The organism is Pirellulaceae bacterium (assembly GCA_019636385.1).
In the GTDB taxonomy this organism is placed as follows: Bacteria; Planctomycetota; Planctomycetia; order Pirellulales; family Pirellulaceae; genus Aureliella.
In genome coordinates, this window is sequence record JAHBXT010000001.1 from 65,230 (window position 1) to 87,313 (window position 22,084).

The 22,084-nt window shown below is 54.5% G+C and carries 21 protein-coding genes; 5 read left to right on the forward strand and 16 right to left on the reverse strand.

Going from position 1 to position 22,084, the window contains the following annotated elements; all coding sequences use genetic code 11:
* Positions 1-2 precede the first annotated feature (2 nt).
* Positions 3-1,373, reverse strand: a complete 1,371-nt coding sequence (locus KF752_00260; protein MBX3419963.1) for a PQQ-like beta-propeller repeat protein — start codon at positions 1,371-1,373, stop codon at positions 3-5.
* Positions 1,374-1,384: 11 nt separating this feature from the next.
* Positions 1,385-2,290, reverse strand: a complete 906-nt coding sequence (locus KF752_00265) for a cobalamin-dependent protein (GenBank protein ID MBX3419964.1) — start codon at positions 2,288-2,290, stop codon at positions 1,385-1,387.
* Positions 2,291-2,630: 340 nt separating this feature from the next.
* On the opposite strand from KF752_00265, the gene uvsE reads away from it, so the two are divergent.
* The 4 genes from uvsE (at position 2,631) to KF752_00285 (ending at position 7,163) form a co-directional block, all read left to right on the forward strand.
* Complete coding sequence (gene uvsE / locus KF752_00270) at positions 2,631-3,680, forward strand: UV DNA damage repair endonuclease UvsE (GenBank protein ID MBX3419965.1); 1,050 nt, start codon at positions 2,631-2,633, stop codon at positions 3,678-3,680.
* Between the two features lie 26 nt (positions 3,681-3,706).
* Entirely contained in the window at positions 3,707-4,249 is a 543-nt protein-coding gene (locus tag KF752_00275) for an SRPBCC family protein (protein ID MBX3419966.1), read from the forward strand.
* A 267-nt stretch (positions 4,250-4,516) separates the two neighbouring features.
* Positions 4,517-5,512 carry a fasciclin domain-containing protein gene (locus tag KF752_00280; protein MBX3419967.1) on the forward strand — a complete coding sequence of 332 codons (996 nt, stop codon included), beginning with the start codon at positions 4,517-4,519 and terminating at the stop codon, positions 5,510-5,512.
* A gap of 256 nt (positions 5,513-5,768) precedes the next feature.
* Positions 5,769-7,163: a deoxyribodipyrimidine photolyase gene (locus KF752_00285; protein MBX3419968.1), complete on the forward strand. Its 1,395-nt coding sequence runs from the start codon at positions 5,769-5,771 to the stop codon at positions 7,161-7,163.
* Between the two features lie 47 nt (positions 7,164-7,210).
* Here KF752_00285 and KF752_00290 read toward each other — a convergent pair whose 3' ends face one another.
* The 5 genes from KF752_00290 to KF752_00310 form a co-directional block, all read right to left on the reverse strand.
* Positions 7,211-8,596, reverse strand: coding sequence for an MFS transporter (locus KF752_00290; protein MBX3419969.1), 1,386 nt, complete (start codon positions 8,594-8,596; stop codon positions 7,211-7,213).
* A 236-nt stretch (positions 8,597-8,832) separates the two neighbouring features.
* Positions 8,833-10,095: a glucose-1-phosphate thymidylyltransferase gene (locus KF752_00295; GenBank protein ID MBX3419970.1), complete on the reverse strand. Its 1,263-nt coding sequence runs from the start codon at positions 10,093-10,095 to the stop codon at positions 8,833-8,835.
* A 16-nt stretch (positions 10,096-10,111) separates the two neighbouring features.
* Positions 10,112-10,930 carry a hypothetical protein gene (locus KF752_00300; protein ID MBX3419971.1) on the reverse strand — a complete coding sequence of 273 codons (819 nt, stop codon included), beginning with the start codon at positions 10,928-10,930 and terminating at the stop codon, positions 10,112-10,114.
* A gap of 200 nt (positions 10,931-11,130) precedes the next feature.
* Positions 11,131-12,495, reverse strand: a complete 1,365-nt coding sequence (locus tag KF752_00305) for a hypothetical protein (protein MBX3419972.1) — start codon at positions 12,493-12,495, stop codon at positions 11,131-11,133.
* Between the two features lie 39 nt (positions 12,496-12,534).
* Positions 12,535-13,242, reverse strand: a complete 708-nt coding sequence (locus KF752_00310; GenBank protein MBX3419973.1) for a penicillin-binding protein activator LpoB — start codon at positions 13,240-13,242, stop codon at positions 12,535-12,537.
* A 407-nt stretch (positions 13,243-13,649) separates the two neighbouring features.
* On the opposite strand from KF752_00310, the gene KF752_00315 reads away from it, so the two are divergent.
* On the forward strand, positions 13,650-14,927 hold the full coding sequence (locus tag KF752_00315) for a PDZ domain-containing protein (GenBank protein MBX3419974.1): 1,278 nt from the start codon (positions 13,650-13,652) through the stop codon (positions 14,925-14,927).
* Between the two features lie 156 nt (positions 14,928-15,083).
* Here KF752_00315 and trpS read toward each other — a convergent pair whose 3' ends face one another.
* The 9 genes from trpS to tpiA all read right to left on the reverse strand — a co-directional run bounded on the left by trpS (position 15,084) and on the right by tpiA (position 21,769).
* Positions 15,084-16,052: a tryptophan--tRNA ligase gene (gene trpS / locus KF752_00320; GenBank protein ID MBX3419975.1), complete on the reverse strand. Its 969-nt coding sequence runs from the start codon at positions 16,050-16,052 to the stop codon at positions 15,084-15,086.
* A 37-nt stretch (positions 16,053-16,089) separates the two neighbouring features.
* Positions 16,090-17,007, reverse strand: coding sequence for a dihydroorotate dehydrogenase (locus KF752_00325; protein MBX3419976.1), 918 nt, complete (start codon positions 17,005-17,007; stop codon positions 16,090-16,092).
* A gap of 50 nt (positions 17,008-17,057) precedes the next feature.
* The gene (locus KF752_00330; GenBank protein ID MBX3419977.1) at positions 17,058-17,702 is read right to left on the reverse strand and encodes a phosphopantothenoylcysteine decarboxylase; all 645 of its coding nucleotides are present in this window, start codon (positions 17,700-17,702) and stop codon (positions 17,058-17,060) included.
* Positions 17,703-17,877: 175 nt separating this feature from the next.
* Entirely contained in the window at positions 17,878-18,411 is a 534-nt protein-coding gene (locus tag KF752_00335) for a phosphopantothenoylcysteine decarboxylase (protein ID MBX3419978.1), read from the reverse strand.
* Positions 18,412-18,414: 3 nt separating this feature from the next.
* Positions 18,415-18,675, reverse strand: coding sequence for a DNA-directed RNA polymerase subunit omega (locus KF752_00340; GenBank protein MBX3419979.1), 261 nt, complete (start codon positions 18,673-18,675; stop codon positions 18,415-18,417).
* On the reverse strand, positions 18,659-19,228 hold the full coding sequence (gene gmk, locus KF752_00345) for a guanylate kinase (GenBank protein MBX3419980.1): 570 nt from the start codon (positions 19,226-19,228) through the stop codon (positions 18,659-18,661). Before gmk ends, KF752_00340 begins: the two co-directional genes overlap by 17 nt.
* Positions 19,229-19,257: 29 nt before the next feature.
* Positions 19,258-20,172, reverse strand: coding sequence for a YicC family protein (locus KF752_00350; GenBank protein MBX3419981.1), 915 nt, complete (start codon positions 20,170-20,172; stop codon positions 19,258-19,260).
* Positions 20,173-20,226: 54 nt separating this feature from the next.
* On the reverse strand, positions 20,227-20,760 hold the full coding sequence (secG, locus tag KF752_00355; protein ID MBX3419982.1) for a preprotein translocase subunit SecG: 534 nt from the start codon (positions 20,758-20,760) through the stop codon (positions 20,227-20,229).
* Positions 20,761-20,821: 61 nt separating this feature from the next.
* Positions 20,822-21,769 (reverse strand): triose-phosphate isomerase, encoded by a 948-nt coding sequence (tpiA, locus tag KF752_00360; protein MBX3419983.1) that lies wholly within the window; start codon positions 21,767-21,769, stop codon positions 20,822-20,824.
* Positions 21,770-22,084 lie beyond the last annotated feature (315 nt).

The window sequence follows — 22,084 nt, forward strand, 5'->3', positions numbered from 1 at the left end:
GACTACTCTCCACTAGTGGACTGACCCCAGCCATAGACGGTCATGCCCGTTAAGTCTCGAATGAAGATTTCGTTGTCGCAGACCGCCAAGTGAGCCCAGGTGGGCGACTGACTGATGTGCTGCTGACCAATCAGCTCGAACCTGTCTGGGTTGGCGGCGATCAGCAGCAGGTCGCCGCGTTCGTCCAGTGCCAGTATCGTGTTGCCTTGAGCCACCAGACTCCAATATTTTCCGTATGGTGTCGTGGTCCAGCGCTCTTTTCCGGTGGCTAGTTCGATGCAGGTAAACCGTTGATTGCGCAAATGCAGGTAGGCATGTCCGTCGATAACTATTGGTGTGGACATGTAGGCTTGCGCCTTATTCTGCCAGCGCTCGGTCACGGTTAGAGCTGGCCTGTCTGGGCCTGGATTGTCGACCTTGGTGAGGTCAAACATGCGCGACTTGCCCCCATAAGCACTGGTGAAAATTGAATCACCAACGACGATGGGGGTCAGAATGTTCATTCCGCGAAAGGCTTCAATCGGCTGTGACCACAGCTCCTGTCCGGTCTGTTGGTCTACGCCGGCCAGCCGTTCACGAGTTTGCACGACCAATTGCGATTGTCCGGCAATAGTGGCCTTGATGGGAGACGAGAATGCGCTGTCCATCATGCCACCGCTGTCTTGCAGCGATCGCCACAGGACCTCGCCGGTTCGCTTGTCTAGCTTACAAAATGCCGCTCCGGCCTGAACATACACATAATTATCGTCTACCAGTGGTGAGGAGACAAAGCCGAATGAAGGTAGCGAGGTTTTGTAACGTTCGACGAAGTCCACTCGCCATCGCTCTTGACCATTGTCGGCATCCAAACAGACCAGCACATCACGCATGCCGGCAACGAACAGGGATTGGCCATCGAAGGCTGGGGTGGCTCGGATCCAATCGCCGTTTTCCCGAGCGAAGAATGGTACGGTCATTGCGCCAGACCACTCTGCGATCCACAACTGCTGGCCAGTCTCGCGAGACAACGCCCGTACTACTTCAGTCGACTTATCACGAGTCTCGGTTACGAATACTCGGTCGGCTGTGACAATCGGTCCAGAGTAGCTCTGGCCGAGCGGAACGTACCATTTCTTTTCCAACGAATGCTCATCAAATTGCCGAGGCCAAGTGGGGCTGGCTGCAACCTGCCCGTCACGCATGGGCCCCCGCCATTGCGGCCAGCTACTGGCCGGCTCAGCAGACAGGACGCTGGCCGCAGGTAATAAAAGCGCAAACGCAGCTACCAAGCTGTGCAGTGCTTTCCAATTCACCGCAACCGTCTGGTAACAAGCAGCCCCAGCCCATCTTAATCGGACTCTTCGAAACGGGAAATTTACCACCACACACCCCATCATCATGCCACCTAACCCTTTCGTTTTTCACTACCATGTTCGACCACTGCATTGCCAGTCATCGCCAACACATTCTTTGCAAACGCCTCCAGATGCTGCATGGTGTCACAATACGCCGTGTACTTAAGTCGAGCGCGTATTTCAGCATTGAGAGCCCGACCACCCACAACAACTGCCGTCCTCGATGCCGAGGCAGCTTCAAAAACTCGATTGACACCAACCACGAAATCTTCAAGGTCGCTAATATGTGAAACGCTAATCCAAAACAGAGATGGTTGGAGATGCTTGATGGAACGAATCATCGAGTCGAAAGGGATGGAACATCCCAGCAGCCTTGCATCCCAGCCTACCGAACGCAAAACGATCTCTGCCATCGTAACCGGCAATGTATATTGATCTCCCGGGACGGTGGCGCCACAAGCCTTTGGGCGGGATGCTGGAGGAACTTGCCGATCTCGAAGATGATGCAGTATTCTGACCATGATCTGGCAGGAGCACCGCTCTTGATAAATGTCAGCCTGGTGACACTCCCACTTTTCTCCAATCGCGTGAAAGGCAACGGCCACAACTTGGTCGAATATTTGGCTCACACTATAGCCGGCTAAAAACAACTCGAGAACAATGGCTTGACACGTCAGTTCATTGTCGGCCAGCAACGCATCGGTTAGCCGCTGAGCACAGCCCTCAATGCGGCGCGACCGGCGATCGTCCGTAGCCGGCATCGACAATATCAATGGCTCAACTACCGCCTGCCGTTGCTCACGAACAAACCGCAGTGCCTCTTGAACCGAAATCCTTCGATGGCCGCCGGCGGTTTTGACTGTTGCCAATAAGCCCCTGTCACACCAGCGTTTCACAGAAGACTCGCTGGCTCCAATGGCTTCGGCAATTTGTTTTGGGGACAGTAGTTGATCCATGGAGCACAATCTGATCGGCCAACGCTTCACGCGAAGCCATGCTCGGACAATCGAACACGGGCAGCAATCACCAAAGTCTGCCAGAGGTTCCGCGCAACCGCAGGTAGTATATCACTGAACACGTCGGCCTGCAACAGCAAAACGTCCAAAACATTCCTTCGCCAAAACACCCGCCTGGGACCGATAACTCATAAACTCTCGAATATTCGTAGACATACCGCTTGACAGACCTTCTGCTCGCCGATATAAATCGTTCATATCGTTCACATAGGAATGGCAGCTCAGATCGATACGAAGCGATCAGTGGTGTTCAAACGGTCCTTTGGCGGAGCAACAGGTTGTGAGCCTTTTAGAAGCCTTTAACGTCGCAGGTGAAATCGAGCCCGAATCCGCCTGCGGTGTAGCTGCTGCAAGCGACGTTCAAGAGGCTCTCAATCCAGCCGTGGCTGGCATGCGCTTGGGCCTGTGTTGCCAATTTGTCAGCCAGCCGATTCGCTTTCGCAGCACCACAGCGACATCACTGATCAAACTGGATCGGACCTCTAGGCTGCTGAAATTATCCAGAATCTGCCTCGGAAATGCACAGTCGTTGCTGCGGTCGTTGACCTACTGTGCTGAATCGGGAATTGGCTGCTTTCGGGTGATCAGTTCGATCATGCCCTGCAAGACACACCCTATGGTTGGCTACCGTGTCGAAGACCTTCCGGATGCCGATCGGATTTTGGCAGTGCTCAATCGCTGCCGTCTTTTTTCCAGCGAGCACGACATTCGCACCACGTTTCACCCAGATCAGTTCGTGGTTCTGAATTCGACCAATCAGAATGTCGTCGATCGCTCAGTGCAGGACTTGATCTCACACGCGGAAATTGCCGAGTGGGTCGGGGCAGACGTAATCAACATTCACGCTGGCGGTGCCTATGGAGACAAGGCTCGGTCCCTGCAGCGGCTGGCCAAAAACATAGACCGTCTGCCCGAAGCAGTTCGCCGGCGGCTGACTATAGAGAACGATGACAAACTATTCACTCCCGAGGAACTTATTCCATTTTGTCGGTCCATCGGCTTGCCATTGGTTTACGACGTGCATCATCACCGCTGCTGCAGCGCCGGTATGACAATCGCCGAAGCAACGGCAGCCACCATCGGTACCTGGGATCGCGAGCCCCTAATGCACATTTCAAGTCCGATGGAGGGCTGGGTCGGTCCGCGACCCGAAAGGCATCACGACTATATTGACTGCGACGATTTTCCGACCGCATGGCTCGGGATTAAGCTGACCGTCGAAGTGGAAGCCAAGGCCAAGGAGTTAGCGGTGTTAAAGTTGCGGAAGCAACTTGAAGGCAGGTCTCCTGAACAGCACCTGGCGGTCACCCATCGACAGCTGAAGTCTTAGCCCCAGGAATATAAGGATTCCAGAGAATGAAAGTTTACCATGTGGCTCGAGAGCAGTTTCTGCCACTCCCAGTCCCGGATGTATTCAGTTTTTTCTCCGATGCGAGAAATCTGGAAGAGTTGACACCAGCCTGGCTGAACTTTCAGTTTCTTACGCCCGAGCCGATCACGATGCGGGTAGGCACAATCATTCAGTATGCGTTACGAGTTCGAGCACTGCCAATTCGCTGGACGACAGCCATCACCAGTTGGGATCCACCTTTCGAGTTTGTCGATGTTCAACTACAGGGTCCCTATGCGATGTGGCACCATCGACATCGATTTGTGCCAATAGACAAGGGCACGCAGGTGATCGACGAGGTGGCCTACGCACTTCCTTTCGGAAGCCTGGGGCGCTTGTTGCACAAGTTAGTTGTCCACCGGGATGTGCAACAGATCTTTGAGTACCGTAGGCAAGCTTTGGAAACCAAGTTTTCCAAGAACAGGCCACCAATTGGATTTCCAGCGGTGAAACCAATCCCATCAATCCCCATGTCCGGAAAGGAGTCGCTCTGCGAAATCGGCAAGTGAAGCGCATGATGCTATCTCGGGAATGGTTAGGTCACATAGACAATTGGACATCACTGGACCAATTGTCGGTCGCCAACCCCCTAGGCATCGCTGCGTCGAAGTTTGGGTTACGAATCGAAGACTGAGGAAATTTTTTTTGACTTTGAGTGAACGTTTTGCACGATTTAGTCAGTTTGGGGGATGTTCCCTCGGAGGCTTCTATCGTGAAACCTTGTGTTAGGGAGAGTTGCTATGTTTAGTATCAAGTGTCGGGGCTGGCGATTGGCTATGGCTGCTTTGGGTTTGAGTTTGGCGATTTCGCCAACGGCCCGGTGCGCGGACAAAGAGTGCGCAGCGAAAGACATCGTCACGACCGCCGTCGAGGCAGGAACGTTTCAGACTTTGGCGGCTGCCTTGAAGGCCGGAGGGCTGATTGAGACATTGCAAGGGCCGGGCCCGTTTACCGTCTTTGCCCCGAGCGACGAAGCGTTTGCGAAATTGCCGGAGGGCACCGTCGCGTCTTTGCTCAAGCCGGAGAACAAAGGCCGGCTGATCGCGGTTTTAACCTATCATGTGGTCGCTGGAAAAGTTGCGTCCCAAAACGTGGTCAAATTGAAGTCCGCTGCGACCGTCAATGGTCAGCGGGTTGACATTAAAGTTGAAGACGGAAAAGTACTGATCGATCAAGCGACAGTCGCCAAGGCAGATATTCATTGTTCAAATGGCGTGATTCACGTCATAGATCAAGTGATTCTGCCGTCTGAGAAAAATATCGTCGACACGGCTAACAATGCCGGAACGTTTAAAAGCTTAATTGCTGCTGCTGGTGCTGCCGGTTTGGCGGATGTCTTGGCAGGCGAAGATCTGCTGACCGTATTCGCTCCAACCGACGAGGCCTTTGCTAAGCTGCCTGCAGGAACTGTCGAGAGCCTGCTGTTGCCGGAGAACAAAAGTAAGCTGGCAGCAATCCTGAAGTATCATGTCGTAGCGGGCAGAGCCTATTCGGATGAAGCTCTCACCAAGAAGGTTTTGAAAACCGTTCACGGTGGGCAGATTAGAGTTGCTGTGACCGACGGCGTCGCGATGGTTAACGGAGCTAAGTTGGTTGCCACCGATATTGATGCAGCCAACGGCGTCATTCATGTGATTGACTCGGTGTTGCTGCCGCCGACGCAGGATGGAAACGCTGTGCACTTGCGTACTCAGCCGACTTTGGTCTCCCAGAGCTACTCCAGTCCAGTACGGATGGTCCACCACGTTGCATCGCGGCGGTGCACCAAGTAAAGTCGCGTTGCGATTTCCGACTTTGGAAGTCCAGTTGGAAGTTGCTAGGTCTGCGACCACACACCTGAGCTGAACCTCGGCTCAGGTGTGTTCGCTTGCAGATTCAGAATCGTGTCTAGCGATAGGATTCTAAACGAGCATCACCTCACCGACGAAATGCATATTCATGAAGCAAGATCTTAGTGTGCCTGATATGCGGCTGCGGTTGTGCAATCACGCGCCTTTGCAACCCAATGCTGAGTATGTCCTGTACTGGATGATTGCCTGCCGGCGAACAACTTGGAATTTTGCGTTGCAGCGTGCAGCTCAATGGGCTACACAGTTGCGCAAACCGCTAGTCATTTTTGAACCGCTACGTGTCGGTTACCAATGGGCTAGCGATCGCATGCACCGCTTCGTCCTGGACGGAATGGCAGACAATGCAGTGCGAATTGATCTACGACAGCAGCCAGGCGTGAGCTATTTTCCGTACGTCGAGTCAGATCATGGTGCGGGTCAAGGACTGTTGGAATCGTTGGCGCAGCAGGCCTGTTGCGTGGTCACGGATGATTATCCATGTTTTTTCCTACCGCGGATGGTCGCCAAGGCAGCTTCGCGTCTGCCGCTGCAAGTTGAGGCCGTCGATAGCAATGGACTATTACCGCTGCGAGCCACCGACCGAGTGTTCACCACCGCCTTTTCGTTTCGAGCCTACCTGCAGAAACAGTTGCCAGCCCACTTAGACCAATTGCCGCTGATGGATCCGCTTGCTGATTTACAACTGCCACCGCTGAAATCGCTGCCTACTGAGGTCTTACGGCGTTGGCCGGCAGCTTCACCGGAAATGCTAAGTGGCGATGTGCACCGGTTGGCGGCATTGCCCATTGACCATGCCGTTCAGATCGCTCCCCTACGAGGCGGCACGGTGGCGGCCAACGGTAAGTTGGCGTCGTTTTTAGATCAATGTTTGGCTGGTTACGCAGCTGGGGCCAACGATCCCGACGCTGATAATCGCAGCGGTCTCTCTCCGTATTTGCATTTTGGCCATATCTCTGTGCATCAGGTGTTCGACGAGTTGATGCAACGCCAGAACTGGACGCCACTGCAACTAGGTAGCCAAACTGGCGGCAAGCGTGAGGGGTGGTGGGGTGTCACGCCCGGAGCCGAAGCCTGGCTGGATGAACTGGTGACATGGCGCGAGCTAGGTTTCAACATGGCGTCGCACCGCGCTGACTATGATCAATACGAATCGCTGCCTGACTGGGCGCAAGCCACCCTCGCCAAACACGCTAAGGATATTCGACCTTACCTGTATTCTCCCGATGAATTCGCTACGGCGGCGACTCACGATCCAGTGTGGAATGCGGCGCAACGACAACTTGCCCGCGAGGGACGCATGCACAACTACATGCGCATGCTGTGGGGCAAGAAAATTCTGGAATGGAGCCCCACCCCGCGTGATGCTTTGGAAACGATGGTTGAACTGAACAATCGTTATGCTTTAGACGGTCGCGATCCGAACTCTTACTCCGGTATCTTCTGGACGCTTGGCCGCTACGATCGCCCCTGGGGCCCCGAGCGCCCCATCTTCGGCACCATCCGCTATATGAGTTCCGACAACACACGTAAAAAGCTGAAGCTAAACCGGTACTTGGAGACCTATAAGTGCTGACGCAATAGCCGACCTTCTGAATCGCTTGATCTGTCAAGCTGTCGAATTCACGCGTCGTCTACCTGCGTCTTATCCCAGAAGGTCAACCCGAACAGAATCAGAACGCCAGCGGCCATGATGGCGGGAAACATCCAGAAGTTCTTCCACTGCTCCATGGTCTGAGTTAGCAGGCCTGGGTCGATCGACTCGGGTAAAGCCCGCGAGAACATCTTGCCGAAGGTCTCCAAGAATCCAAGCTGCTGCTGGCCACGAGCCGCATCGATGGCTGCGGTCAGTTGCGGCCCCTGAGTAACTTGCTGACCATATTGGCCAATTGTAAAGTTGAGTGGAATGCCAAATAAACCTCCTGCGGCCATAATGCGGTAGCCAAAGAACATGCCCACACCTTGCGTGAGGAAGACTAGCAATCCTTGAGCTTGGCCGCGAATCTCTTTGGGCGCCTTCTGGTCGGTGTACATGAACCCGGTAACGAAAAAGAAGTCGTAACAAATGCCGTGTAGGGCAACCGCCAGCAATAGGATCCAGGTGGTTTGTGCAGAGGCGCCGTACGAGAAGAGCAGATAGCGAATAACCCAACAGGCCATGCCCACCAAGATCATCATCTTGACGCCCAGGCGGCGGAAGAAGACAGGAATCAACAGCATAAAGAAGATTTCTGACATCTGCCCCAACGTCATGGTCGCCCCGGTAGCGACGAATCCGGTCTGACCCAAGAACTGAGAAGTGCTGCCGTAATAGTAGGCCAGTGGGATACAGATCAGCGTGCTGCAGATCGCAAAGACTAGAAAATTCCAATTCGCCAGCAGTCCAAAGGCATCTACCATCAGCAGCGAGCGAGCATCGATGGGCCGATCTTTGAGTGGCGGTGGGGTGTTCGGCAGAAAAAAACAGAACAGCCCCAGCAGCAGAGCGCTGATGCCTCCCAAGGTAAAAATCTTCAGCGTGCCATCCCAGCCTGTGATGCCCACCAGCAGCCCAGCCACAATCCAACCGATGGTTCCCCATACGCGAATCATCGGGAATTTGTCTTGGCTGGGGATGTGCGTAAAGGCGATCGTATTGCTTAGCCCCAGCGTAGGCATGTAGCACAGCATGTGGGCCAGAATCAGCCATACCAACAAGTTGGCATTCTCTGGCTGAGTTGCCACGCTGGGAACGGCCAGCAGAATGGCACCGCCCACCAACATCAAGACTCCCATAACCTTTTGTGATGCGAAGAAGCGATCTGCTACCAGACCCAAGAACAGTGGTGCAAGAATTGCCGCCAGCGGAGCTGCCCCGTAGCCACCGCCTATCGCCTGACTCATCCCCGACTTGGTTAACGCCAATCCCAGCGTTGCAAACCAAGCGCCCCACGTGAAGAATTGAAGGAACATCATAACCGACAGCATCAGCGTCATATTGCTCGAGCGATTTACGGCGGAATGAGTCATTATGCCTCGGTCCTTATGCCCAAATGAATTCGTATCGGGTGGTAAGTGCCATCAACCAAAAAACGGGAGCATCAGTCTAAGCGACACCCTGCTTTCCGCCAACATGCCTTGGAATTGCAAGCGGTACCGCACAGAGTTTTCGCCTGAAGGATGATACAACCCGCTGGATTAGCGAGGGACCTACTTGATTCCTCGCCAGCGTAGCGTGTTGTGTTTTGCCCAGTCACCCTAGGCAACTAGAAGGCCAACGCGTCTCCAATGCGGTCTCGTTCGACCTGGGTGATGCGATACATATCGTGCAAGAGTTGCATGTCGCACGGTCGTTGTTGAACTTTGCGGCGTGAAAACATGCGCTGCTGCGAAGCGATCATGACGTCCGGCGGAAGCGTTGTCATCTGGCCGAACAGCCTGGCATAGTTCACAAAGCTAGGTACATTGCTGGTTACGAAACCGTAGATCATGCTGCATGTCCCGACGACTTTGCCAGTGAAGATACCGGTGTTGATGGCGGTCTTGCTGTAGTCCCCCATCACGCAACCGAGAAACTGCATTCCCGTGGCGGCTTTGCCGTGTGGGTATTCCATGTTGACCGTACCGTAGGTGTTCTTCAGGTCGCTGTTGCACGTTCCAGCGCCCAAATTGATCCAACTGCCAAGGTAGCTGTGGCCCAAGAAGCCATGATGTTGCTTGTTGGAGTACGGTTCCACCACAGCCGCCTCGACTTCACCGCCAATTTTTGTCGTGTGTCCCAAGCTGACCTGATCCTTGATGGCGGCGTGTTCCAGGATGCGCGAACCGGGACCGATATAGATGGGACCGCGCAGCAGCGTGTAGGGACCGACTTGCGCGTTGGCGTCGATGACTATCGGACCGTTGGCCGTCTCGGTCAAAACGAACTGGCCCAATTGGGCTCCGGGAGCCACGAAGACTCCGTCGGCCTGCTGTTGGTACCCACCTTGGGCGATGCGATACTGCAAATTGTCCCCGATGTAACGCATGTTGGCTGCGATGACTTCGTGGGGATAAGTCATCAACGGTAACGGCACATCCAGCCGATTAAAGCTGTGCGCCGCCAGCAATAGCGACTCTACACTGGTGTCGGCGTGCTCGCGAATCCAAGTCCATGTCCATCCCGGATTAATGATGGCTGCAACTTGATCACCATCCCAAACGATACCCGCCGGCGAGGTGCCTTGTGCGCGCAGTAGTTGCCTCACCGCCTCTAACGAAGTCCGCGTTGGAACTAGGCGCGCATTGAGAATTACAGTTGGGCCAGCCGCAGCATCCAGAGACTCGCTGGCCAGTGGCAGAACATCTGGCTGATCCAATTCCATGATGGCGCGCAAGTGCTGACGAAACAGTCCTACTAGCGGCTGCCGAGTCTGTCTTAGCAACTCCAGCAGCGTGTAGGAGCCCACCGTGATGCAACATGCGGCTCGCCCCGTAGTGATCGGAAAGAGTTGGGCAACCGTCGAGTCTTCAAATAGTAGGATCGACACGATCAAATTCCGTGGGTCAGCGCTTGGTTGGTAAATTAGAGTTCGTGAACTGAGCCAGTTCCAGAGTTGGATATTGCTCCAACATCTGCCGAAAGGCTTCGATTTGTTTGCCGTCTTCTGTTGAAAGTCGCCAATTGATATGTAGCCGACTTTTCAATTCCTCGTGTGGCTTGCTGGAAAATTTGGTGGTCCGCGTAAGTTCAATGGGAACGCCGCGATGCTCTCGAATCAATTGATTCAGTTGCAAACGAGCAAACGGCGGTGGGTTTCGATCTGGTGCTCGCCAAGCGTTCAACAGCGCACTAGCATCGGCAAAGTCTGCATATAAATCCGCGGCGCTGCTGGTCGATGACTGCAGCGTGGCTTGGTAACACACGAATTGGCGACCAACTGTCACTATCGATCCGTTTACACTGACCTGTTGTGAGTCAGCGATCGCCGGTGCCAACGACGATTCTGGGATGCGCTGCTGAGCCTGATCGATGAACTGCTTGAGTTCCTGGAGGTTAACCCGAGTTTGCACTTGGCGCTGCGAATCCATCAGTGCGATTCGATTATGGGCTGCTTCAATCACAATAACACTGTGAGGATTGTCGCGAGAGAAGTCATAGGCCACTGCATTGTGAAACAGGGTCACCGATTGTTGAATCGGCTGTGCCTGTCCCGTCAGCATGACATCGGTCTCGATGCGAAAGCTGGAGCCATTGTCCTGAGCCTGGCAGTTGGCCAGCGCGGCGCACAAGAGCAGCTTCATGCAACTGACTGCCAAAATATGCGAGGCAGGCCGAGTCGAACGCATTGTGCTGAGCAAAGTGCGGTTTTTAACGTCGTGCATGACTATTCGTGGTCGGAGATTTTTTTTGGCAAACGGCGAGAACCAAGCGTGCTGCTTAATATGCGTAGCATTGCAAGCAATTGCTTGCAGCGCTGGGCAATCTATCAACCCCCAGGCCTACAAGTCCAGGGCAACCCGGCCGGGATGATACGAAACTAATCAAAGTAAATGGAAATAACGAGCTGACGCCGGCAGTCGTCCTACCGAACCAGAGCCGGACAATTGACGAGCAATTGCCCAATCAACTGACGGTCGGGCCAATACCCCATGACATAGCTGTTACAGGCGTCCAGCACTTCGACGTAGCAAGTTTTGGCGGCAGCTACTGGTCGGCCAGCGGTTGTTGGCTCGAGCGTCACTTGGTGTTTGCCCACGGGTAATTCCAGTCGCAAGAGTTGAATCTCACCAGGCAACAGCCCCCAACTGCGCGTATCGGCGGACTCGGTGGCTTCCCATGCTACGCCAGCGACATCCATGGCAATCGAAGCTAGTTGGTTGGCCTGCATCTGGCTCTTGACTGCGTAGACGGCACCCTTTTTGGCAATACGGCGAGCAACCGTGCGAGCCATCAGCTTGGGCAGCTGTGCTTGAAAGGTATTCTGAGCAATGTGGCGAATGTCAGTCATTGGCAATGTGGTCGAGATTGGTTGTCCGTTCACTTGAACGCCAATCAAATCAAATTGCTTCGGGGGACACACCAATTCAGGTACCTTGATCGGTGCCAGCGTCGGCGGCACGCTGTACTTTCCAAAGATGGAAAACAACTGGTCGGCTTGTAACATTACGGCTTGTGTTACCGGAGCAGTGGTTTCTTCTTTGTATGGACCACGGCCAACTAAGGCGATCACGTACACCACGCCGTGTCCAGGTTGGCTGTGATTACCATAGGCTGCTCGCTGAATATCTTGCGCCACTTGAGGATGTTGGGGCAGCAATGCGGCAGTCAATTGGTACATTCGGGCAGCGTCATCGTAATCGTGCAGCGTTGCTTCTCTCAGCATTCCACGCAGGTAGGGTGCTAAGGGAGGAATGCCCAATAGATCGGGCACCTCAGTCTGATTGTCAGCCGTGGCTTGTTCGACAAACTGCTGTTGCTTCATCAGCGTTTGCAAAGTGTAGCTCTCGGCATCGCTGCCATCATGCATTAGGCTGGCCAATGCCAAAAATACGCCAATCAGCAGCTTTTCGTGAACATCGCCCGAATACGCACGCCTTTGATCGTCGGTAAGCAGGGCCTGAGCTTCATCGGCCAGTACCTGCTGTTCGGCCTCGTACCACTGATCACGCACTTGCCTTAATCGCAGCTCAGCTGAGGCCGGCTGTCCCTGAAATAGTTCGATCAGGGCCAAATCCAGTTCTGCGACGGTGTGATCGGAACGAATACCCTGACTGAGTTCTGTTAGCGACCGATGCGCAGCTGGCAGATTGTTGCTGTAAAAGTCTTGGCGAGAAGTTCGCAGCCGTTTTGAGTGGGAACTACAGCCCAGGCTGCCAGCCAGAAGCAGGCCGCCAAGCAGAGCGACCAAGAGTAGTGGCGATGCGGCTGAGTTGTGAAGTGGCATCACCGTTCACTGTATCCTAAGTCGATGCGCGTATTCCGCCGGCTAACGCCCGGTGGGCCACAGACTGTAGTTGGCCAGTCGTCCTAGAGGACTACGATGGTAGCCCTTGCGAATTTCGGCTTGTTCCTTTTGATAGGCTCCGGTTCGCGTGTCAACCATTTCCAACGTGAGCAGGTAGTTGCGCTGCGTCGATGAATTCCGTTCGGTAGTCCCGCTGGTCAGTGTGGCGTACAGCAGATAGTCGATCGGCTGTCCTTGGCGTTGCAGCACCGACGCGAACAGTTGCATGTTGCCGGGAACGAGCAGCGAGTCGGGGCGCAGGCGAGTTTCAATCAGCGCGGCGTCTACCATCCTGCGGCTAACTGCCTGAAAATTTCCATCGCGGTTAATTTGAGTATCGATCAGCTGGTAGATTTGATCCTTAAAATCAGCCAACTCTTCAGCGCTCTTGTTTTCAACACCTACGAAACAGACTTTGCATGGCTGCGTTCCTTCTGGAGCTGGCCCTGTACTGGCCAATTGGCCATTAACGGTTTGCACTTGGCAATGGGCTAACATGCGACCGACGGCCTCTTCCACCAACGGATTATAGACCTCGGCCCCGGCAGTATGGCTGCCAACGATGTCTTTCTGGTCGCCTTTGATGAGGTGTCCATAGCGATAGCTGCGGCAGCCCGTCCCCGCCGTATAAACCATGAACAACAGTAGCACTGCAGCCGAACGACGAATGTAGCGTCCATGCGACATCATTGTGAACTCACCTGCATTGAGTCGGTTTGAAAAGCCTGTTGATTGAAAACGGTCGTTTGTCGCCAAGCCGACGGATGGTAGCGACTGTACCTAACAGTCCGTCCTGGCGGAACCTCGGCCCAGAATACTTATCATGGCCACCGCCCAGAAGGCTAGAGACATAATCGGCCATCGGGCGGCCTGATCCGCTTATTCGTTTCAAACTAACGGGCAACCGCCAACTTTTCACCTGCTGGGTTGACAAATTTCTTGCCAATTCAATTACAATGTGATGAGCCGGTCACCCCAGCCGGATGGGTAGCAAGCGGCAGATTGCTGGCCGGATGAATTGCTAGCTACCGGGTTCTTTCACTGGGTGGCCGAAACCGTGTTGAACGCATTGCTGAGGCGCTGACTATGGAAGGCGAATGGTGATTCGATCAAAGCTCCCCCTGCTTCTCATTGTGTTACTGTTGGGTAGTGTGCTGCTACTGACCAGCGGTTGTCAGTGCTGCGAATCCACCGCCGCCTGCTACAGGTCCCTAACGGGGCAAGCTCTGGACAATTCACCACAGTCAGCATCGGACAAGCAGTCCGAGCGAATTCCGCAGCTTCTGCCGCCACGCGACCAGAAAGTGTCCACTGGCGATGTATTGGTCCAGGAACCAGCGCAGCGTTCGGCATTGCGTCCCAATTTTTCCAGTGGACTAAGACACTCGAATCATCGCAATAACTTTTTCATGCTGGAAGCTTTCAAGGAAGCAACCGGCAAGTCGTGGAGATCGACAGTTCAATTAAGCCAGGACGGCCAATTAATAGCGTTGGGCGCAATCGTGGATGCGGAGGGCTGGATTGTCACGAAGTCCAGCGAACTGGATCGTGACCGGGAAATCGAATGCCTGCTTTTCGACCAGCGAACCTACTCGGCAAGAGTTGTTAGCACTGTCCCGGATGTCGATTTGGCACTCGTGCGTATCGATGCAAACGGCTTGATGGCGGTGGAATGGGAATCGTCTATTCCGGCACAAGGCAAATGGTTGGCAACTACCGACGCTCGATCGAGCACACCAGCGGCGATTGGCGTGGTCAGTGCAGGGCCTTCACGAGTTCCCAGCCAAAAAGCGGTACTAGGTGTCGAACTGGCAATCGACAACAATCGAACACAAAAGGGCGTGTTAGTCAAACGAGTTCTGGCTGGCAGTGGCGCTCATCAAGCGGGCTTAAAACAACAAGATAGTATCAGCGGGGTGAATGGGAATGCGGTTCAATCGCGGACCGAGTTACTGTCGTTGCTCAGTAACGGAGAGGGCGGCCAGTTCTTAAACCTAACCGTCCACCGCGATGACAGCACCTTTGACACGCGCGTGCGGCTGATGGATTTGACTCAGGAACTGTTGGGCGACGAAACAGAAATGGAAGTTAACGGACCGATCAGCGCTCGCGCCACCGGATTTAGCCGCGTATTTATGCACGACACAGTGTTACAGCCGAATCAATGCGGCGGGCCATTGTTCAACTTGGATGGCAAGGCAGTGGGCATCAACATCGCGCGCGCGGGACGAGTTTCCAGTTATGCGTTACCTGCCGAAACTGTCCGGTCCGTGGTCAGCAGTCTGCTGGAACAGGCCAAGTTGATTTCACACTCCACGCCTGCAACCACTACCAAAGCCAGTGCAGTGTCAGCGCCGTTGAGCACGGCTCCGTAGAATTCGACTTCGCGCCGCCTGCAATGCCATCCTTGCGCAGCTCGAAATCAACTTCGATAGGACCTTGAAACAAGCCGGCAGCGCCAAGAAGTCAGGGGTCCCCCGGGGGAGACTCGCCAGCCGAATTGAGCCTCGTATTTTCTATATGGGTCTAGATCATTTCCCCACTAGCCCACAGGCCTGTTGAGCACGATCCAATACTTGCCGGGCACGTTGCCGAGCGCGTTGCGCTCCATCTTTCAAGATATCGCTGAGCGTGTCAGGTCGATTTGCCAATTGTTGCCGACGTTGACGAGCCTCTGCAAAGTAATTCTCGGCCGCGTCTGCCAACTGTTTTTTTACTTGACCATATCCAAAACCCCCGCGACGATACATCGCCGCCATTTCCTCTATTGCGGTTGGTTGGCTAAAGAGTTGAAAGAGCTGAAACAGATGATCTGATTCAGGGGGCTTGGGTTGTTCCAGTGGGCGGCTGTCGGTTGCGATGCGCATGATCTTTTTGCGCATTGCCTGGGGCTCCTCAAACAATTCGATGGTGTTGTTGTAGCTCTTGGACATTTTTTCACCATCTAATCCAGGAACTTTAGCGCTGGTTAACAGCAATCTGGCTTCCGGCAAGACAAACACTTCACCATACAGATGGTTGAAGCTGTTGGCCAAGTCGCGACAGACTTCGATATGCTGAACTTGATCTTGGCCGACCGGCACCCAGTTCGAATCGTAGGCCAAGATATCGGCAGCCATGAGCACAGGGTAGGTAAACAGCCCAGCATCGGCGGTCAGACCACGCTCTTTTTTGTCTTTGTATGCATGACAGCGTTCCAGTAGCCCCATGGGCGTGCAGGTCATCAATATCCACATCAGCTCGGAGACTTCGGGAACATCGGATTGCATAAACAGGACCGCTTTAGCAGGGTCCAGCCCCAGAGCTAACAAATCCAGAGCGGCGTCCCGTTTGTAGGATCGCAACAACTCGGGATCGCGAACCGTAGTCAGTGCATGCAAATCGGCGATGAAATAGTAGCCCTCATGTTCTTCTTGCAAGTGGATGTACTGCTGGATGGCGCCGAAGTAGTTGCCCCAATGGAAGCGACCTGTGGGTTGAACACCAGATAAAACTCGCATGACCTGCCGTGATCTGTGAAGGTGAACGGACGTAAACTCAAAAAGTGCGCACCGCCTGGCTGACCGAACATACGCCAAGCTCAGCCAGCGCGCCTGGCAACTGTTCGACTAACTGCTGGCTCACAGTGGGTGCGTAATAATTGGCAGTGCCTACTTGAACAGCGCTGGCACCAGCCGCCATAAATTCCATAACGTCGTCGATGGAAGCAATTCCACCAATACCAATCACAGGGATGGCAACTGCACCGGCCACCTGATAGACGCAGCGCAGCGCCACAGGTTTGATGGCCGGCCCGCTCAGGCCCCCCATCACGTTTCCAAGGATGGGCCGGCGACGGCGCCAGTCGATGGCCATACCCAATAATGTATTGATACAACAAACGGCATCCGCTCCCCCCGCCTCCGCCGCTCGAGCAATGTCGGCGATGCGCGAAACGTTGGGTGTCAATTTCGCCAGAACTGGGAGGGCACAGGCGTCGCGTACCGCCTGCACGACGCGTTGGCACATTTCGGGATCGGTACCAAAATCCACTCCACCGCTCACATTGGGACAACTGATATTTAATTCGAGCGCCGCTGCACCGCCAGCAGCATCCACGCACCGAGCCAGTTCGACAAATTCAGCGCAATTCTTTCCAGCAATGCTGACCACAATTGCCGTGTCCAAAGTCCGCAAATAACTCAAGTGCTCGCGCGTAAAGTACTCGACGCCATCATTATCCAGTCCAATCGAATTCAGCAGCCCAGCGGCTGTTTCCACGGTTCGCCACGGGGCGTTCCCCACGCGTGGCTGTAGCGTAATCGTCTTGGGCAGTATTCCTCCCAAGCAGCTTAGATCGATCAAGCCCTGCATCTCGCGGGCGTAGCCAAAGGTACCAGACGCAACCAGTATTGGATTACGCAGCGTAAGCCTACCCAGGCGCGTCTTCAGGTCGATGTCATTTGGGCTGGTCATGCGATGTTTTAATGCTGCTTTTGAAGTGGCGAGTCCATAATTCCTGCGACTCAATGTTTGCCGCTGGCTGGCAGGATCAATGATTGAACCGCCATAATGATCGCATCAGCCACATCTGACTTGGATCCAGCTACTTGAGCCAACGTGCTGCCATCGGCGGCAAGAATCTCGACATCGTTCCACTCCGAATCAATCGCTGATGGACCGTTGCTGACCATCAAGTCGCAGCACTTGCGTTGCATTTTCACGATCGCTCGAAAATGTTGATCTTCTGTTTCGAGTGCAAATCCCACTACCCATTGATTAGAGCGTTTGCTGGCTGCCGCCGTGGCAACCACGTCTGGAGTTTCAATCAATTCCAATTGTAATGGACGCCCGTCTTTTGCAATCTTCTCGGTGCGAATATGTTGCGGCATGTAGTCACATGGTGCAGCCGCACCGATCAAGCCGTCATACTCTGGGAACAACCGCTGTACGGCATCCAGCATTTCTTGAGTCGTGCGGATAGTGACGACGTGTGCTTCATCGGGATAGGAGATGCTGACTGGGCCAGAGACAACCGTAACTTGATGTCCTGCACGCAGCGCGCTGGCAGCCAATGCACTACCCATGCGACCGCTACTGGCGTTGGTCAAATAGCGCACCGGATCAAGATATTGACGCGTGGGACCGGAGGTGATCAGAATGCGAGCCATGCTGGGAACTGCCGCCATCTGCAACAGCTAGTAGGGTGCGTGTAGCGGTCTAAAATAATCAATAGGGAGTTTGCATAATCGGTCGCCAATGCAATTGCAAGTTCGATGAATTCGACGGCTCGAGAATCACACCAACGCCGTCTGCCGTAACGCTCCAATTATCCAATCAACCCAATTAACCAATCAACTTGCCGATGGCCTGCAAAATCTGCTCGGGTTCGGCCATGCGACCATAGCCAAGCTTGCGACAACTGAGCCACCCCTGTTCGGGGCCAACGAACTGCACGCCGTCATCCCGCAATCGCTGTACGTTCCGTTGTACGGCAGGTTTGTCCCACATCGGACTGCTCATGGCCGGTGCCATCAGTACTGGACATTGGCAGGCCAAATATAACGTCGCTAGCAGATCATCGGCCAAGCCGTGCGCGCACGAGGCCAGCAGCCGGGCCGTAGCTGGAGCGATCACCAGCAAATCGGTTCCTTCAGCCAGTTCAATGTGCGGTCCCAGCGGAAACCGTGGATCGTAGGTATCCACAATGGCAGGTCGCCCGCACAGCGCGGTAAGCGTAGCAGCACCGATGAATTCGGTCGCCCCCGCCGTCAATACACTGTCCAAGTTGTGACCCTGCTGGACCAAGCGGCTGACCAATCCGGCTACTTTGAAAGCTGCGATTCCGCCACCAATTCCTACGACAATCCGCGCGGCCATGGGCTACAGCTCGATACTGTCCATGTCCAATAAATCGCCTCCATCACGCTCGCCAACAATTGCCATTTCGCCGGCGGCGCTGAGGAAGATTTTGTCCTGCATAATTTCCTGCAAAACGATCTCCATCTTGTCGGTTGACGTGGTATCGACCAAAGGCCGGCTGCCACGATTCAGCTGTACCAGCCGCTTCTGGATTAGTGTAGATAGCTTAAAACGACCGCCAACTTTGTTGACGATTTCTTCTTCTTTAAGTGCTTCGAGCATGTGTCGTCTCCTGACTGAGTTGCTGTAATAGCTGACAAATTTGTGTAACCGACTGTTCGACTTGGTGATTCACGATTTCATAGCGATATCTGGGAAGCGCTAGCAGCTCTTGGGCGGCAACCTCTAGCCGTCGAGCGATAGCTTGCTCGCTGTCTGTGCCTCGGCCACGTAGCCGTTGCTCTAACTCGCTTAACGATCCGGGGTGAATAAAAATACTAATCGCTTGTGGGTACTGCTCCAGGACCGACAACGCGCCTTGCACGTCGATTTCCAATAAAACCCAGTTGCCGACGGCCAACCCGTCGGTCACCGTGCTGCGCAGCGTACCGTACCAATCGCCGCAACCAAACACCTCTTTGCACTCCAAAAAAGCATCCTCGGCACGCAATTGTTGAAATTTTTCACGGGACACAAAATGGTATTCTCGGCCTGAAACTTCACCGGGTCTGGGCGAACGAGTTGTCACCGACACACTCAGTTGGATTGGTAATGGGCAGTGCTGCAATAGCCCGCGAACCACGGTGCTCTTGCCAGCCCCCGACGGCCCAGACATGATGATGAGGCGACCTGGCTGCGTCACAATCACTCCACGTTCTGAACTAATTCTCGGGCCTGCTCCATCAAGGTCTTCAGCTCGACGACCTGCCGCGCAATGTGTGCGTCGGCGGCCTTCGATCCGATGGTGTTGGACTCGCGAAACATTTCCTGAATCAAAAAGTCTAGTCGGCGGCCCTGGCTTTCGGAACTCACCAGCAGATCGGAAAACTGCTGAAAGTGGCTGCGGAGCCTGACAATCTCTTCGCGAATATCCGATTTGTCACTGATTAGAACCAGTTCTCGTAGTAAATCGCTGTCGGAAACGGTCACAGCGGCTGCTGTGTCACCCGCCGCTGCGTCACTCCCGACGGCTGCATCGGCCAGAACTTTAATCACTCTTTGCTTAAGGCGCTGGCGGTATTCGGCTAACACGTGCGGAGCGCGTTGTTGAATGTTGTCGAGTGCCTGCTCCATCGCACCGATCAATCGTTGAAGCTCTCGAGCCATGGCACCGCCTTCGCTGGCGCGCATGCGCTGCAAGTCGTTGAGCGCCTCGGACACCGCATGCAAGACACATTGCTCAAGCTCTGGGCACTCTTCGCGATGCTCCATGGCCTCAGTGATTACACCCGGCAGATTAACCAGTTCGGACCATTGAATCGTTGGTTCGAAACCCAATTGCTCGCCCACGTTTTGGCATTGGCGAATGTAACTTTGTACGACTGGCAATTGGATATGATACAAGTCTAACGTCGTGCGACCAATCCAGTGAACATTCACTTGAACTGAACCACGATGGAGTTGCGATCGAATTTGTGATTCAATAGCGGGTTCAATTCCGCCCAGTCCGGCAGCGGTGCGCAGACTGATCTTTAAGTGACGATGGTTGACCGATCGCACTTCGACCGCAATTGTCCCGCCGCCTGGGTACTGCGCGCGACCTTCGCCTTGTCCGGTCATGCTAAGCAAACGTTACTACCCGTCCAAAAATGTAGCGGTTCACACACCTATCGATCATTCGTTGCCCTCGGTAGCCGCAGCAGGAGCGGCCTGGGCCGCTGGGCTCGTTGCACCTTCCACTGCGGCCGCTGGTTCACTTTCCGTTGTCTGGCCGCTGGTAGTTGTATCATCATCGGCGTTCTGGTCAGTCGCAGCTGTGGCATCGGTGGGCGTTTGTGCTGCAGCAGGCGAATCCGCCGGTTGATTGATGGACGGGGCGGCGGGCTGCACCGACGCTGCCTCACCAATCCCGCTGAGGCTGCCCGCAGCTGCCGACGTCTCTTTGACGCCTGTTGTAAATGCCTGACCTTTAAGGAAAAAGATGGCCGCACAGCACAGGACGATCCATACGGTAGCTGCTCCGACTGTGATTCGCGTAAACAGGTCACCGGCCTTGGTACCAAAGGCGCTTTGACCACCGGCACCTCCTAAAGCCCCTGCAATTCCACCGCCGCGACCTCGCTGAACCAACACCAGCAGAATCAAAAACAGTGACGTCAAGAAGATGGAAATACCAAAAAAGTAGTGCGACAAGAGACCCAATAACATGCTACGCTTTCCTGAACAACTGAAATATTCTTGTGAAAGGTTCAAACCCCCGACGACCGGACTAACCAGCGGCCACCGTCATTCTGCACCCGGCAGCGCAAATTGCTGCGAACGAGTCGGCCTTCAGCGAAGCCCCGCCTACCAGCGCTCCATCGATGTTAGGTTGGCCCAGCAACAGTGAGGCGTTGTCAGCCTTGACGCTACCGCCGTACAATATTCCAACAGTGTTGGCAGTGCCAACGCCCCAGAGTTCGGTAAGCAGCGAGCGAATTTGAGCGTGCACTTCTTCGGCCTGCTCTGGTGTGGCAGTTCGGCCTGTGCCAATTGCCCATACCGGCTCGTAAGCAATCACCAAGTTCCCAGCCTGCTGACTGGTCAAGCCGGCCAGCGAGCCGCGAGTTTGTGTCTCAATGGTCTGTGCGGTCTGTCCGCTCTCGCGTTGCTCGAGCGTTTCGCCAACGCACACGATTGGGGTCAAGCCGATGCTCAGCGCCGCAATCGTTTTTTGATTGACCGTGACATCTGTATCGCCGAAGAACTGGCGCCGTTCGCTATGACCAACGATCACATAGCGACAGCCGACGTCTAGCAGCATCTGCCCGCTGACCTCGCCGGTAAACGCGCCCTCGGACTCGTGGTACATATTCTGGGCACCCAGAGCGATACTACTGCCGCGCAGGGCCGACGCGATGTCACTTAAATAGACGTTGGGGGGACATACCGCGACCGCGACCTGTTCAGGAGGTGGGAGCTGCTCAGCTAACGCACGCACCAATTTCAGGCCGCTATCTCGCAGCAGATTCATCTTCCAATTTCCGGCAATCAGCGGTTTTCTCAAGACCGGGCCTCCACACTCAAATTTCGCCAAAGGAGGGGGTGTCGCGTGCCGCACGACTGGCGGTGTATTAGCGATTCTGTTAACCCCAGATTCAAGGAAATAGTAATCTAGCCTTCGAGCCGGATTTCGTCGAGGTCCAAACTGACGACAAACGACAGCCTTCTGACCCATACGCCTAGAAAACTCCTTTCCGACACCTCAATTACCCGCCAAATTTGGCCTATAAACCACAGAGATTACCGGGTGGCCCCGCGGTGAACCCATTGCTTGGTAAAGAGAATCCGCCATCCAAAGTTCCCGCAATGCTGCAAGATAGGCCTGATTGAACCATGCGAATGTAGCGTATGGTTTCACCGTTGCTCCCGAATGTACTTTTGAACTTAAATCCGATGACATACGAGGTCCAGTACGTGCGGGCTGTCGGCAGCATAGGTCACGCGTCGTACAAGCGTGACAGCGCGACATCTGGATACTGTTCAAAGCGGT